Source organism: Nitratireductor thuwali, from assembly GCF_036621415.1.
GTDB lineage: Bacteria > Pseudomonadota > Alphaproteobacteria > Rhizobiales > Rhizobiaceae > Chelativorans > Chelativorans thuwali.
Map to the genome: position 1 here is coordinate 3,072,290 of NZ_CP030941.1, position 15,116 is coordinate 3,087,405.

The 15,116-nt window shown below is 66.4% G+C and carries 13 protein-coding genes; 11 read left to right on the forward strand and 2 right to left on the reverse strand.

The window, feature by feature from the left end:
- Positions 1–172 precede the first annotated feature (172 nt).
- The 4 genes from NTH_RS14895 (at position 173) to NTH_RS14910 (ending at position 6,045) form a co-directional block, all read left to right on the forward strand.
- Complete coding sequence (locus NTH_RS14895; protein WP_338530744.1) at positions 173–1,033, forward strand: TIGR01459 family HAD-type hydrolase; 861 nt, start codon at positions 173–175, stop codon at positions 1,031–1,033.
- A gap of 14 nt (positions 1,034–1,047) precedes the next feature.
- Entirely contained in the window at positions 1,048–2,028 is a 981-nt protein-coding gene (locus tag NTH_RS14900) for a bifunctional riboflavin kinase/FAD synthetase (protein WP_338530745.1), read from the forward strand.
- Between the two features lie 292 nt (positions 2,029–2,320).
- Entirely contained in the window at positions 2,321–5,230 is a 2,910-nt protein-coding gene (gene ileS, locus NTH_RS14905) for an isoleucine--tRNA ligase (RefSeq protein ID WP_338530746.1), read from the forward strand.
- Positions 5,231–5,367: 137 nt separating this feature from the next.
- Entirely contained in the window at positions 5,368–6,045 is a 678-nt protein-coding gene (locus tag NTH_RS14910) for a hypothetical protein (protein ID WP_338530747.1), read from the forward strand.
- 200 nt (positions 6,046–6,245) lie between these two features.
- Here NTH_RS14910 and NTH_RS14915 read toward each other — a convergent pair whose 3' ends face one another.
- Complete coding sequence (locus NTH_RS14915) at positions 6,246–6,674, reverse strand: nucleoside deaminase (protein WP_338531926.1); 429 nt, start codon at positions 6,672–6,674, stop codon at positions 6,246–6,248.
- Between the two features lie 99 nt (positions 6,675–6,773).
- Here NTH_RS14915 and NTH_RS14920 point away from each other — a divergent pair, with 99 nt between their 5' ends.
- From NTH_RS14920 to NTH_RS14930, 3 genes are read left to right on the forward strand one after another with little or no spacing between them, the layout of a single operon-like run.
- On the forward strand, positions 6,774–8,315 hold the full coding sequence (locus NTH_RS14920; protein ID WP_338530748.1) for a pseudouridine synthase: 1,542 nt from the start codon (positions 6,774–6,776) through the stop codon (positions 8,313–8,315).
- A gap of 2 nt (positions 8,316–8,317) precedes the next feature.
- Positions 8,318–8,872 (forward strand): 16S rRNA (guanine(966)-N(2))-methyltransferase RsmD, encoded by a 555-nt coding sequence (rsmD, locus tag NTH_RS14925; RefSeq protein WP_338531927.1) that lies wholly within the window; start codon positions 8,318–8,320, stop codon positions 8,870–8,872.
- 60 nt (positions 8,873–8,932) lie between these two features.
- Positions 8,933–9,886: a patatin-like phospholipase family protein gene (locus tag NTH_RS14930; protein WP_422392401.1), complete on the forward strand. Its 954-nt coding sequence runs from the start codon at positions 8,933–8,935 to the stop codon at positions 9,884–9,886.
- On the opposite strand, the gene NTH_RS14935 is transcribed toward NTH_RS14930, so the two are convergent.
- A complete protein-coding gene (locus NTH_RS14935) occupies positions 9,877–11,685 on the reverse strand; it encodes a monovalent cation:proton antiporter-2 (CPA2) family protein (RefSeq protein ID WP_338530750.1) in 1,809 nt (602 codons plus the stop codon). The two genes, NTH_RS14930 and NTH_RS14935, sit on opposite strands and share 10 nt — an antisense overlap.
- Positions 11,686–11,825: 140 nt before the next feature.
- Between NTH_RS14935 and NTH_RS14940 the strand changes: the two genes are divergently transcribed.
- The 4 genes from NTH_RS14940 to NTH_RS14955 all read left to right on the forward strand — a co-directional run bounded on the left by NTH_RS14940 (position 11,826) and on the right by NTH_RS14955 (position 15,104).
- The gene (locus tag NTH_RS14940; protein ID WP_338530751.1) at positions 11,826–13,169 is read left to right on the forward strand and encodes a TldD/PmbA family protein; all 1,344 of its coding nucleotides are present in this window, start codon (positions 11,826–11,828) and stop codon (positions 13,167–13,169) included.
- Complete coding sequence (locus NTH_RS14945) at positions 13,156–13,959, forward strand: 3'(2'),5'-bisphosphate nucleotidase CysQ (RefSeq protein ID WP_338530752.1); 804 nt, start codon at positions 13,156–13,158, stop codon at positions 13,957–13,959. Before NTH_RS14940 ends, NTH_RS14945 begins: the two co-directional genes overlap by 14 nt.
- Positions 13,960–14,073: 114 nt before the next feature.
- Positions 14,074–14,319, forward strand: coding sequence for a DUF4170 domain-containing protein (locus NTH_RS14950; RefSeq protein WP_338530753.1), 246 nt, complete (start codon positions 14,074–14,076; stop codon positions 14,317–14,319).
- A complete protein-coding gene (locus tag NTH_RS14955) occupies positions 14,319–15,104 on the forward strand; it encodes a lysophospholipid acyltransferase family protein (RefSeq protein ID WP_338530754.1) in 786 nt (261 codons plus the stop codon). The genes NTH_RS14950 and NTH_RS14955 overlap by 1 nt, the downstream gene beginning before the upstream one ends.
- Positions 15,105–15,116: the final 12 nt, after the last annotated feature.

A 15,116-nucleotide genomic window follows, 5' to 3' on the forward strand; every position in this document is an offset into this window, starting at 1 on the left:
GACGTTTGGCTTGTTCTTCAAAAGATTGGCGAAACCGGTTGCGACAGCTAATCTCCCCCCTTGAGGGGGAGATGCCCGGCAGGACAGAGGGGGGGTAGCGCAGGGCGCGGCGGCAAATCACAACGGTAATGCCAATTCGCAGGCGCACGCCGCTATTCCCAAAGGAGCATCCATGCCGCAATCGCTGGAATTGGTCGAGAATCTCGATGCGGTCGCCGAACCCTATTCGGCCATTTTCTGCGATGTCTGGGGCGTGGTGCACAACGGCGTGCTGGCCTTTCCCCATGCCAGCGCCGCGCTGGCGCGCATGCGCCGGGCCGGCAAGGCGGTGGTGCTGGTCACCAACGCTCCGCGCCCGCACGGGCTGGTGGAAGAGCAGTTGCGCCGCCTCGGCGTTCCCGACGAGGCCTGGGACGCGGTGGTCACATCCGGCGACGTCACCCGCGAATTGATTTCCAACGCGCCCCGCCGCCTTTTCCACATCGGTCCCGACCGCGACATGACGCTCTATGACGGGCTGGACATCGAACTGGTCGAGGAATTCGAGGCCGCCGGCGTGGTCTGCACCGGGCTCCTCGACGACGAGACCGAGACGCCGGAAGATTATGCCGGCCTTCTGGAGCGGCTGCGCGCGCGCGATCTTCCCTTCATCTGCGCCAATCCGGATGTCGTGGTGGAGCGCGGCGACAAGCTGATCTTCTGCGCCGGCGCGCTTGCCCGCGACTACAGCCTGCTCGGCGGCCGCACCGAGATTGCCGGCAAGCCCCATCGTCCCATCTACGAGGCGGCGCTGGCTGCGGCCGGCGAGGTGCTGGGGCGCCGGATCTGCGCCGCCGATGCGCTCGCCATCGGCGACGGGGTGCTGACCGACGTGAAGGGCGGCGTCGACATGGGCATCGACGTGCTGTTCGTTACGGCAGGCATTCATGCGGGCGAATACCGGCAGAACGGCAAACCGGACCTGCAGATGGTGAAGGCATTCCTCGAAAGACACGGCCTAGCGCCCGTCGCGGCCATAGAACGGCTAAGGTAGCGGAATTGGCCGCCATGTTTCAGCGGATAGAAGGCTTCGATGCGCTGCCGGGCGCGCTGCGCGGCGGCGTGGTGGCCATCGGCAATTTCGATGGCGTGCACCGCGGCCACCAGGCCGTCCTGAACGCCGCGCTGGAGATGGCGGCGCAGAAGGGCCGGCCGGCGCTCGTTTTGACCTTCGAGCCGCATCCGCGCGCCGTCTTCCGGCCCGACCTTCCGCTCTTCCGCCTGACGCCGGCCCCCATGAAGGCCCGTCTTCTGGAAGCGATGGGCTTTTCAGCCGTGGTGGAGCAACCCTTCGTGCCGGCCTTTTCCTCGCTTCCAGCCGACCAGTTCGTCAATGAAGTGCTCATCGGCGGGCTGGGCGCCGCGCATGTGGTGACCGGCTTCGATTTCCACTACGGCAAGGGCCGGGGCGGCACCCCGGCAACGCTGGCCGCGGCCGGCAAGGCCGGCGGCTTCGGCGTCACCGTCGTCGACGCCTTCTCGGACGAGGGCGGCGAGGTCATTTCCTCCAGCCGCATCCGCTCGCTGCTGGCCGAGGGCGACGTTTCCCAGGCCGCCGGCCTTGCCGGATACCGGTTCACGGTCGAGGCGCCGGTGGGCGGCGGCCGGAAGCTTGGCCGGACGCTGGGCTTTCCCACCGCCAATATGGCGCTTCCGCCCGAAGCCGCGCTGCGCCACGGCATCTATGCCGTGCGCTTCCGCCGCGCCGGCGGCAGCCTTCATGACGGCGTCGCCAGCTTCGGCCGCCGCCCGACGGTGGACGAGGACGGCGCCCCGCTGCTCGAGACCTTCGTCTTCGATTTCTCCGGCGATCTCTACGGCGAGACCTGCGCCGTCTCCTTCTTCGGCTTCCTGCGCGGCGAGGTGAAGTTCGACGGCCTCGATCCGCTCGTCGCCCAGATGAAGCGCGACGAGGAGGAAGCCCGCGCCCTCCTTTCGGGCGTGCGTCCGCTTTCCGAAATCGACCTCACCATCGCGTTTTCCGGCTGAAACCGGGCGGGTTTCAGCCGGGAACGGGCCTGTTTCAGCTCGTTTCACCCCGGCTTTCCGGCTTTCAGCTGAGAAAAATCGGCCTTTATTCTTGCCTCCGTCTCGGTTAAAAGCGCGCCCATGACGATCCGCGCCGGCTCCATAGCGATCATTTCGCGAATTATCGGCCCGGCCTTCCGCGCCTGAAGGCGGTCGGAAGGTCCGGGATTGCGACCGCGCATTTGCGCATCCTCCGCAACATGATACTGGCACTGGCGGGGCCTTCCGCCTCCGCATTTCCCACGGCGAGACCATGACCGACACGTCCGAAAAGATCGACTATTCCAAGACCCTCAACCTGCCGCAGACGGATTTCCCGATGCGCGCCGGCCTTCCGCAGAAGGAGCCGGAGCTTGTCGCCCGCTGGCAGAAGATGAGCCTTTACAAGCGGTTGCGCGAGGACGCCAAGGGTCGCGAGAAGTTCGTGCTCCATGACGGCCCTCCCTATGCCAATGGCAACATCCATATCGGCCACGCGCTCAACAAGGTGCTGAAGGACATCATCACGCGGTCCTTCCAGATGCGCGGCTACGATTCCAACTATGTGCCCGGCTGGGACTGCCACGGCCTGCCGATCGAATGGAAGATCGAGGAACAGTACCGCGCCAAGGGCAAGAACAAGGACGAGGTGCCGGTCAACGAATTCCGCAAGGAATGCCGCGACTTCGCCCAGCACTGGATCAAGGTCCAGAGCGAGGAGTTCAAACGGCTCGGCATCGAGGGCGACTTCGAAAATCCCTATACGACAATGAACTTCCACGCCGAAGCCCGCATCGCCGGCGAGCTTCTGAAATTCGCCATGTCGGGCCAGCTCTACCGGGGTTCCAAGCCGGTGATGTGGTCGGTGGTGGAGCGCACGGCGCTGGCGGAGGCCGAGGTCGAGTATCACGATCATGAGAGCGACACGGTCTGGGTGAAGTTCCCGGTGATGGGTGAGAACGAGCTTTCCGGCACCTTCGTCGTCATCTGGACGACGACGCCGTGGACGATCCCCGGCAACCGCGCGATCTCCTATTCGCCCCGCATCGCTTACGGCCTCTACGAGGTCACCGGAGCGGAGAACGATTTCGGGCCGCAGGCTGGCGAGAAGCTGATCTTTGCCGATGCGCTGGCCGAAGAGTCCTTTGCCAAGGCGAAGCTGACCTATAAGCGCCTGCGCGACGTTTCGGCGGATGAACTCGGGGCGATCACCTGCGCTCACCCTCTCAAGGGCCTCGGCGGCGGCTACAAATTCCCCGTTCCGCTGCTGCCCGGCGAGCACGTCACCGACGATGCCGGCACGGGCTTCGTGCACACCGCCCCCGGCCATGGCCGCGAGGACTTCGATGCCTGGATGGACGCGCGCGGCCAACTGGAATCGCGCGGCATTGACACCGCCATCCCCTTCACCGTCGACGACGCCGGCTACTTCACCAAGGATGCCCCCGGCGTGGGCCCCGACCGCGAAGGCGGTCCGGCCCGCGTGATCGACGACAAGGGCAAGAAAGGCGATGCGAACGGCGCCGTCATCGAGGCGCTGATCGAAAGGAACATGCTCTTCGCGCGCGGGCGGCTGAAGCATTCCTATCCGCATTCCTGGCGCTCGAAAAAGCCCGTCATCTTCCGCAACACGCCGCAATGGTTCGTCCATATGGACAAGGACCTTGGCGACGCCACCACCCTGCGCACCCGCGCCTTGAAGGCCATCGACGACACCCGCTTCGTGCCCGCCGCCGGCCAGGCGCGCCTGCGCGCCATGATAGAGGATCGGCCCGACTGGGTGCTTTCCCGGCAAAGGGCATGGGGCGTTCCCATCTGCGTGTTCGCAGACGAGGACGGCAATGTCCTGAAGGACGAGGCGGTCAACCAGCGCATCCTCGAAGCCTTCGAGGCCGAGGGCGCGGACGCCTGGTTCGCCGAGGGCGCGCGCGAGCGCTTCCTGGGCGAGCGCGCCGGCGAGCCGTGGAGACAGGTCACCGACATTCTGGACGTCTGGTTCGATTCGGGCTCCACCCACACCTTCACGCTGGAAGACCGGCCGGACCTGAAATGGCCGGCGGACGTCTATCTGGAGGGCTCCGACCAGCATCGCGGCTGGTTCCATTCCTCGCTTCTGGAAAGCTGCGGTACGCGGGGCAGGGCCCCCTACGACACTGTCATCACCCATGGCTTCACCATGGCCGAGGACGGCCGCAAGATGTCGAAGTCGCTGGGCAACCAGACCTTCCCGCAGGACATCATGAACCAGTCTGGCGCCGATATACTGCGCCTGTGGGTCGGCACCACCGACTACTGGGAAGACCAGCGGCTGGGCAAAAACGTCATCCAGACCAATGTCGACGCCTATCGCAAGCTGCGCAACACCGTGCGCTGGATGCTCGGCTCGCTGGCCCATGACGAGGGCGAGGACGTGCCGCTGGCGCAGATGCCGGAATTGGAGCGGCTGATGCTGCACCGGCTGGCCGAGCTCGATGCGGTCGTGCGCGCCGGCTACGATAATTTCGACTTCAAGCGCATCATCCGCACCCTGCTCGATTTCATGGTCATAGAGCTGTCGGCCTTCTATTTCGACATCCGCAAGGACGCACTCTACTGCGACGCGCCGTCGAGCACCCGCCGCAAGGCGTCGCTGCAGGTGGTGCGAACGCTGTTCGACTGCCTGGTCAAATGGCTGGCGCCGATCCTGCCCTTCACAACGGAGGAAGCCTGGCTCGCCCGCCATCCCGATAAGGAATCGGTTCATCTGGAGCAGTTCCCCGCTGTGCCGGCATCCTGGAAGGACGATGCGCTTGCCGCCAAATGGCGCAAGATCCGCCAGGTCCGGCGTGTGGTGACCGGCGCGCTGGAGATCGAGCGCAAGGAAAAGACCATCGGCTCCTCGCTTGAGGCCGCGCCCATCGTCCACATCACCGATGCGGAGTTGCGCGAGGCGATCGGCGGTCACGACATGGCCGATATCTGCATCACCAGCGGCATTGAGATCCGCGAGGACGAGGGGCCGGCGGACGCCTTCCGCCTCGACGACGTCAAGGGCGTTGCCGTGGTCTTCGCCCGTGCGCACGGCATCAAGTGCGCGCGCTCCTGGCGCTATACGGACGATGTGGGCTCCGATCCCGAATTTCCGGAGGTCTCGGCCCGCGACGCCGCCGCGCTTCGCGAGTTGCGCGCGCTCGGCCGTTTGTAGGCATGCCGTTGCGTCAGCCGGCAGCGTCCGGTAAAAGGCGGCATGGATAGAGCGCCATCATCTCGTCGGATTTGTCGGCGAGGAGGCGAAGAGAATAACAGGCTCGCGGGGCCTGCCGGCGCTGAGGAGAACTGACGTTGACGAGTGTTAAGGGCGGCATCACCGTGTTGGCGCGCGGGCCGCGCGGAACCAGGATCGTGGCCGTGGCCGGGGTGTTTTCGGCTATTCTGCTGACGGGCTGCGGCGGCCCCACCTATGGCACGGGCACGCCCTCCAGCCAGCAACTGGTCGAGGATGTGACGGGCGCGCTGTCGCTTGCGCCCAAGAACAAGACGGCTATCGCCTACGAGCCGCGTCCGGGCATCGTCCAGCCGGCTTCCGATGAGGTGCTTCCTCCGCCACAGGAGGACGTGACCAGTGCCGCCAATCCCGCCTGGCCGGAATCGCCCGAGGAACGTCTGGCACGCATTCGTGCCGAAGCGACGGCCAATCAGGACAATCCGCTCTATCGTCCCAACATCGTTCGCGACGTGGATGTTTCCGAACCGGGCCGCACCTCGCCGATCGCGGTATATGCGCGGCAGTCCAGCGCCGAGCGCCGCGCAGAGTTCTTGCGCCGTCAGAAGATGACCAAGCAGGGCAGCCCGACGACGCGCCGTTATCTGAGCGAGCCGCCGACCGAGTACCGCCAGCCGGTGGAAACCGCGCCGGTGGGCGAACTGGGCGAGGACGAGTGGAAGAAGGAGCGTCAGGCAAAGAAGGCGGCCGGTTCCGGCACCGGCGGCATCCGCAGCCTGCTTCCCTGGCTGAACTGAGGCGGCGAAAGCGCGGCTCTATCGGGTGACGGGAGCGTGAGAGGCGCCCGCTCCGTCATCCCGGAACCCGAACGGCCACCCGGAACCCATTGGAACAGCATCCCAGGGCACGGCCCGACACAGTCAGCAGCGGCAGCTCCTTTCACGAGGTGCATCAACATCCTCGGAGTTGACGACGATGCAGGCCACTCGGCTCCGTCCTAACGCCGCTCTCTGAAAAACGCCTTCAAGAGGTCGGCGGCCTCCCGCTCGCCCAGGCCGGCATAGACCTCCGGCGCATGGTGGCAGGTGGGCTGGGCGAAGAAGCGCCCGCCGTGGATTACCCCGCCGCCTTTTTCGTCCGGTGCGGCGAAATAGAGCCGCCTGATGCGGGCGAACGAGACCGCTCCGGCGCACATGGCGCAAGGTTCCAGCGTGACATAGAGGTCGCAGTCGGCAAGACGCTCGGATGCAAGGGTCCGGCAGGCGTCGCGGATCGCCAGCAATTCGGCATGGGCGGTCGGATCGTTGAGCTCGCGCGTCCGGTTGCCGGCCCGGGCCACAACCTGGCCGTCGCGGACCACGACGGCGCCCACCGGCACTTCGCCGCGTGCGGCGGCGCTGCGGGCCTCGTCCAGCGCAGGCTCCATGAAGCCTGAATATTTATGCGGTTCCGCGCGCGCCAATCTTTTTGCTCGCAAGCTTGAATACGAGTTGATACCTACCCGCCTTGAAAGGCAAAGGCCACCATGAACGACAAACCGTACAGACCCAGAGGAAGCCAGGATCGAAAAGCGGGAGACGGCAAGCCGGCCAGGGCTGCTTCGACCGGCAAGCCGCGCTTCGGCGGCAAACCCGGCTCCCCCGCCAGGGAAGGCGGCAAGGTCGGCCCCGCCCGCAGGCCCGAAAAGCCGAAAGGGGCGCCGCACGGCGCGCCGAGGCCGCCGAAAGAGGGCGGCCAGGCTGAACCGCCGGCCGCCGGCGAGCGCATCGCCAAGCGGCTGGCACGGGCAGGCGTTGCCTCGCGGCGCGATGCCGAAGCCATGATCGAGGCAGGACGCGTCAAGGTGAACGGCCGCGCGCTGACCTCACCTGCCTTCAATGTGAGCCCTGCCGACCGCATCGAGCTGGACGACGCGCCCATTCCGGACGTCGAGCGTACGCGGCTTTTCCTGTTCCACAAGCCGGCGGGCGTGGTGACGACGTCGCGCGACCCCGAGGGGCGGCGCACCATTTTCGACATCCTGCCGCCCGGCCTGCCGCGGCTGATCACCGTCGGCCGCCTCGACATCAACACCGAGGGCCTGCTCATCCTCACAAACGATGGGGGCCTGGCGCGCGTTCTGGAACTGCCGTCGACGGGGTGGCTGCGCCGCTATCGCGTGCGCGTCCACGGCAAGGTCGACCCGCTGGCGCTGGCCGAGCTGGAAAAGGGAATTGCCGTCGACGGCGTCTATTACGGCGCCATCGAGGCGACGCTGGACCGCACGCAAGGCACCAATGCCTGGTTGACGCTGGGGCTGCGCGAAGGCAAGAACCGCGAAGTCAGGAACGTGCTGGGCGCGCTCGGACTCGATGTGACGCGGCTGATCCGCATCTCCTACGGTCCCTTCCAGCTTGGCGCGCTTGCCGAAGGCGCGGTGCAGGAGATCAAGGGCCGCATGCTGCGCGACCAGCTCGGCGAGCGCCTGATCGCCGAGGCGCGAGCGGATTTCGACGCGCCGATCACGACGCCCTTCTCCAACAAGCCCGTGCGCGCCGAAAAGCCGGTGCGCGCGGCGCCAGTGGAAGCCCCGGAGGCCGAACCGCCGGCCCCGCGCCCGCCGCGCGAACGCGAAAGGCAGCCGATCAACCGCAAACGCGAGCGCGAGGAGAAGCGCGAGGAAATACGCGGCCGGCTGCAGACCAGGCCGCCATCCAAGACCACTGGCAAAACCACTGGCAAATCCGCTGGCAAGCCCGCCGGAAGGCGCGACGAGGAAAAGCGCAAGCCGATCGAAAGGCGCTCGCGCGCGGCCAATGTATGGATGGCGCCGGGCGCACGCCCGCTGGGCACGAAGAAGCGCGAGGAAAAAGCGGCCGCCGATGCCCGCAGCGAAAGGCGTGGCGCGGAGGGGCCGGACCGCGCGAAGCAGGCGCCCGGCGCCGACAGGCCGCGCCGCGACGACCGCAAGGCAGCATCGCGGCCGCACGGGCCGCGCACGCCTTCGACGGACCGGGGGGCCAAGGGTCCTGCCAAGGGACCTCCCAAAGGACCTCCAAGAGGCCCCAAGGGTCCGAAGGGGCGTTGACGATGCGCGTTGTGGGCGGACGGATGCGGGGCAGACGCCTGGCCTCGCCCAAGGACGATGCCATCCGTCCGACCACCGACCGCGCGCGCGAATCGCTCTTCAACGTGATCGAGCACGGCTATCCGGGTTGCCTCGCAGGCGTCCGCGTGCTCGATCTGTTTGCCGGCACGGGCGCGCTCGGCATCGAAGCCATCTCGCGCGGAGCGGCCTATTGCCTGTTCGTGGAAGAGCAGGGCACCTCGCGCGCGCTCATCCGCGAGAATGTGGAGACGCTCGGTCTTCAGGGGCACACGCGGATTTTCCGCCGCGATGCCACCCGCCTCGGCCCCGTCGGCACCATGCAGCCCTTCGGCCTGGTTTTCGCCGATCCGCCCTATGGCAAGGGGCTGGGCGAGCGGGCCATCGCGTCGGCGCTCGAAGGGGGCTGGCTGCTGCCGGATGCGCTGGTCGTCGTGGAGGAGGCCTCCGCCTCGCCGTTTCAGCCTCCCCGGGGCCTGACGCTGGCGGAACGGCGCGAATATGCCTCTTCCGTGATCACCATTTGCCGCGTTGCCTGAGTTCCAGCACCGACCCGGGCCGGCGCTTTTTGTTGCAACCGGGCCCGCCGTTCGGCGATGATGGCGGGCATCGTGCAAGACGAGGAATATGTAGTGGCCGAAGAAGCACTCGATCCCATATCCGCACGGCAAGGCAATGGCGCAAGCCCGACCTTCGGGCTTGCCCTCGGCGGTGGCGGCGCGCGCGGTCTGGCCCACATCCACGCCATCGAAGCGCTTGACGAGCTGGGCATCCGCCCCGCGGTCATCTCCGGCTCGTCGATCGGGGCGCTCATGGGCGCGGGAATGGCCGCCGGCATGACCGGCGCGGAAATCCGCGATCACGCCTATTCCATCCTGTCGAGCCGCGCCGAAGTGGTCAGCCGCGTCTGGCGATCGAGGCCGGCCAGCCTGTCGCAAATGGTTGAGGGCGGCCTGCGCCTCGGCCAGTTCAGCCCCGAGCGCGTCATCGCCGCCTTTCTGCCGCACAGCATACCGGATCGTTTCGAGGCGCTGCAGATCCCGCTTCGGGTCACGGCGACGGACTATTACGGACATCACCTGGCGGTGTTCGAAAGCGGCGAGCTCCTCTCGGCGCTCGCTGCCTCGGCCGCGCTGCCGGCGGTTTTCCGGCCGGTGCAGCGGGACGGGCGCACCCTCATCGACGGCGGCATCTACAATCCCGTGCCCTTCGACCTGCTCGAAGGGATGGTCGACGTGGTCATCGCCGTCGACGTGGTGGGCGCGCCGACCGTCAGGACCGCCAAGATGCCGAGCGCCATCGAGATGATGTTCGGCGCGACGCAGTTGATGATGCAGTCGATCATATCCATGAAGCTGCAGAACACCCGTCCGGACATTCTCCTGCGGCCCGCGGTCTCGCGGTTCCGGGTGCTGGATTTCCTCAAGATCAACGCAATCCTCGACGAGACGTCCGGTATCAAGGACGAACTCAAGCGGGCAATCGAGCGAGCGATCGAAAGCAGGCAGCTCAATCCTCCCGCTCATGCCGGCCACGGTGGCGATCAGCCCTGATCGGCTATGATCTTCTCCTCGGGATTCAGCCTGCGCGCCTCGTGGGTCGGCTTGATCAGCGGCTCCGGCGTTACCGGACTCGTGTGCATCCTGTCGCGTCCTGCCAGGAAGCCGTCCACCGCCTGGATCTCCAGGCGCTCCTCGTCGCGGCGGCGTACGTCGTCCATGATGGCTCGCGCCGTCTCGTCTTCCGTACCCAGCTCCCTGAGCGACACCTGGCCGAACAGGAGGGCCGATTCCAGCGTCTCGCGGAGTTCATATTCCACGCCCCGCGCCCTCAGGGAAAGCGCATGCGCCCGGTCGTACGAGCGCACGAAGAGCTTCACTTCGGGGAATTCGGAACGGATGAGATCGACGATCGCGTCGGTTTGGGCCCGGCCGTTGACGCAGACCGCCACGATCTTCGCCCGCCTGATGCCGGCAGCCTCCAGCACGTCCTTGCGGCGGCCGTCGCCGAAATAGATGCGGAAGCCGAACTTCTCGACCGAGCGGACACGGGTGGCGGAGTGGTCGATGATGGTCACGTCCCTGCCGCCGGCAAGAAGCACCTGCGAGGCGATCTGGCCGAAGCGTGAAAAGCCGATCATCAGCACGTCCGCACCCGCGCCATCGAAATCCTCCTCCATCTCTTCCGGCTTGTCGCCGCGCGCCATCTGTTCGCCGATGCGCACCGTGAGCGGCGTCAGCACCATCGACAGCGTCACCACGGCAGTCAGCAGCGAGGCCGTCGCCGGTGAGAAGATCAACGCGGCCGAGGCGGCGGTGAAGAGCACGAAGCCGAATTCGCCGCCCTGCGGCAGCAGCGCCGCCACCCGAAGCGCCTCGTCGTGGCCGGATCCGAAGATGCGGCACAGGCCGTAGAGGATGACCGCCTTGACCAGCATGAGCGCGGGCACGGCCAGAAGCACGGCCAGCCAGTTCTCCAGGACGACCCCGAGATCGAGCGAGAGCCCGATCGCCATGAAGAACAGCCCGAGCAGGATGCCGCGAAACGGCTCGATATCCGCGCTGAGCTCATGTCTGAAGGACGAATCGGCCAGCATGACCCCGGCGATGAAGGCGCCCAGCGCCATCGACAGGCCGGCGATCTGCAGCAGCGTCGCCGAACCCAGCACCACCAGGAGCGCGGCCGCGATCATCACCTCCTTCGCGCCGGATTGGGCGATGAGGCGGAACAGCGGGTTGAGCAGATAGCGGCCCGCTATCACCAGCGCCGCAACGGAGGCCAGCGCCACCGCGAAACGCGTTCCGCTGATCGCTTCGGCGCCTTCTCCGCCCGGCGAAAGCAGCGGCACCAGCGCCAGAAGCGGGGCGATCGCGATGTCTTGGAAAAGCAGTATGGAGAATGATTTCTGGCCGAAGCGGGTATTGAGCAGGCCTTGGCCTTCCAGCGTCTGAACCGCAAAAGCGGTGGACGACAGGGCAAGGCCGAAGCCGACGACGATGGCGGCCGAAATCGAAAAGCCCGGCAGGAACGACGCCAGAAGCGCCAGCACGGCACCGGTCGCCAGTACCTGTGCGAGCCCCAGCCCGAAGATGTCGCGGCGCATGGTCCAAAGCCTAGACGGCTTGAGCTCGAGCCCTATGATGAAAAGCAGGAAGACCACGCCAAGCTCGGCCACATGCAGCAGTTCTTCACCGTCCGAGACGAGGCGGGCGACGGGGCCGATCGCGACGCCTGCGGCCAGATAGCCCAGGATGGTGCCGAGCCCGATGCGCTGAAACAGCGGCGCGGCGATGACGGCGCCCATCAGCAGAAGGAGAGGTTCCTGATAGATGCCGGTGGTAATTTCCTCCATCCCTGTTCCCTCGCCTGTTTCGTCATGGTCGTCGCGGCGATGTGACATTCTCGTGCCATTGCGCTACCGCTCCGGGAACCATAAATGGTTGACCATGCCATGTCTCGCCACTTTCCTCCCTCGAACCAGCGGGTGAACGGATGACCGGATCATCGGATGAGAAACAGCTTCTGGACCGGGTCGCCTCGCTTGTCGACGCGGCAAGGAAAGCCGGTGCCGACGCCGCCGATGCGGTGGTGATCCGGTCCCGGTCGCGCGGCGTGTCCGTGCGCCTCGGCAAGGTGGAAAGCACCGAATCGTCTGAAAGCGACGACATGTCGCTGCGGGTCTTTGTCGGGCAGCGCGTGGCAAGCGTCTCGGCAACCACGGCGTCCGACCCCGGCGGGCTTGCCGAGCGCGCGGTCGCCATGGCCCGCGTTTCGCCGGAGGACGCTTTCGCCGGCCTCGCCGATCCCGACAAGCTTGCCCGGCAACTCGCCGATCTCGATCTGGTCGACCCTACGGAAGTCTCGCCGGACCGTCTGAGGGATGACGCGCTGGCGGCCGAGGAAGCAGCGTTGGCCGTGCCCGGCGTGACCAATTCGTCCGGCGCAGCGGCCAGCGCCGGTTCCGGCGGGCTGGTCCTTGCGACTTCCCACGGCTTTGTCGGCCAATATGCCGCGACGCGCTTCTCCCGCTCGGTCAGCGTCATCGCCGGCGAGGGCACGGGCATGGAGCGCGATTATGACTTTTCCTCCAGGCTTCACTTCGCCGACCTGGAAACGCCGGAGAAGATCGGCCGCACAGCGGGCGAGCGCGCCGCGCGCCGGCTGGGCGCTCGCAAGGTTCCCACCGGCAGGTATCCCGTCATCTACGATCCCCGCGTCGCCCGGGGCATCGCCGGCCATATCGCGGGCGCCATCAACGGCGCCTCGGTGGCGCGCAAGACGAGCTTCCTTCGCGACCGGATGGGCAAGCAGATCGCCTCGGCCGCCGTCACCATAACGGACGATCCCACGCGCATACGCGGGCAGGCCTCCCGCCCCTTCGACGGCGAAGGCGTGGCCGGCGCTCCGCTCGTGCCGGTGAGAAGCGGGGTGCTCGAGGCCTGGCTGTTGTCCTCCTCTGTGGCGCGCGAGCTTGGGCTGGAGACGAACGGCCGTGGCGCCCGTGCCTCTTCCTCGGTCAACCCGTCCTCGACCAATTTCGCCATCGAGCCGGGGGAGACGGACCGCGACGACCTGATCGGCGGTATCAAGGCCGGACTCTACGTGACCGAGGTCTTTGGCCAGGGCGTCAACATGATCACCGGCGAATACAGCCGCGGTGCGGCCGGCTTCTGGATCGAGAACGGCCGAGTGACCTATCCCGTTTCCGAGATCACCATCGCCGGAAACCTGAAGGACATGTTCTTGAACATGACGCCGGCGAGCGACCTCGACCGCAACTACGGCACCTCGGCGCCGACCCTGCTGATCGAGGGCATGACCATTGCGGGAGAGTGAGCCGCGTCACGCCGAACATGCCGATGACCTGACGCTGATCGAGACGGCGGCGCGCGAGGCGGGCGAAATCGCCATGCGCTATTTCCGGCGCGATCCGGAGGTCTGGATGAAGGCGGGCGATTCCCCCGTCAGCGCCGCCGATCTTGCCGTTGACGGATTCCTCAGATCGACATTGCTTGCCGCCCGCCCGGACTATGGATGGCTGTCGGAGGAGACGGTCGACAATGCGGAGCGCCTTGCCGCGCGGCGCACCTTCGTGGTCGACCCGATCGACGGCACGCGCGCCTTCATAGACGGGCGCAAGGTCTGGTGTATCAGCATTGCCGTCGTGGAAGAGGGCCGCAGCATCGCCGGCGTGCTCGACTGTCCCGCGAGCGAGGAGATCTTCACGGCAGCCGTCGGCTCAGGCGCCTGGATGAACGGGGGGCGCATCAGCGTGCGGACCGGATATCGCGACATCGCCATGGGCGGTCCGAAATCGATGATCAACAAATTACCCCCGCAACTGCTCACGCGCATCACGCCGCACGGATACATCCCCTCGCTGGCCTACCGGATCGCGCTGGTGGCGCGCGGCACGCTGGATGCGACCTTCGTCAGACCCGCCTCCCACGACTGGGACCTTGCGGCGGCTGATCTTCTTCTTTCGGAAGCGGGCGGGCAGATCATCGACGCTTCGATGCGCCGACCGCTTTACGCGGGCGCCGATCCGAAACTGGGATCCTTGGCAGCCGGAAGCGGCGACATCCTGCGCCCCATGGCAAAGGTTCTGGCGGAACTCCCGGTCTAGCGGCAACTTGTTGTTGCCTCCGGCTGCGAATGGTTTCAAAAGTGGGCTGTTTCATTTACATGACGCGAGCGTTATGCGTCGCATCCCCGAAATTCAGATGGACGAGTGGGTCAAATGGCTGAAGAAACCGAGAACAGGCAACTGCTCCACCTGGTCTTCGGCGGCGAGCTGAAGTCGCTGACGGGGACTGAGTTCAAGGACATCGATGCGCTCGACATCGTCGGCATCTATCCCAACTACCGGGCGGCCGAGGCGGCTTGGCGATCCAAGGCTCAGGAAACCGTGGACAACGCCCACATGCGTTACTTCGTGGTTCACCTGCACCGTTTTCTCGATCCTGGCGCGGGCAAGGCCGACTGATGAAAAATGAAGCAGCAGCCGCTTCAACCGTGGTTGACGTGAAAGCCGAGACGCGCAACCGCCGGCCTTTCAAGGCGCTCTGGCGGCGGATACGCAAGCCGCTGGCAAGGTCGCGCGTCGTCAAGCAGGTGGTCGCGTCGCTGCTGGCCAATGGGATACGCTTCATCTCCTTTACGAATCCCCCCGTTAAGGGTTCGCACGATCCGCGAAAGGCGATTGCCGAGCATACGCCTGCCATCGCCGCCCTCTGGCATGGCCAGCACATACTGGGGCCGACGATCAACCCGCCGAAGCACAAGCTGGTCGCGCTGTTCTCGCGCAGCGCCGACGCCGAGCTCAACGCGCTGGTGGCCCAGAAGCTGGGTTTCGACGTGGTGCGCGGTTCGGGCGGGCGCGAAGGGCACAGCGCCAAGAAGGGCGGCGCCGCCGCGCTGATCCAGCTCAAGCGGACCATCGACAAGGGCTGCAACGTGGCCATGATCGCCGACATACCGCACGGCAAGCCGCGTGAGGCCGGGCTCGGCATCGTCACCCTGGCCAAGCTGGCCGGCAGGCCGATCGTTCCCGTGGCGATCGCCACCAGCCGCCGCAGGGTGCTGGAACGGACCTGGGACAAGACGACGATCAACCTGCCCTTCGGCCGCAGCGCCGTCGTCCTCGGCGATCCTATCCATGTACCCGCCGACGCCAGCGACGAGGTCATGGAAGAAAAGCGCCGTGAGGTCACGGACGCGCTCAATCTTGCCACGCGCGACGCCTATAAGCTCGTCGACAAGCAATCCTGACGGTCTCTGATG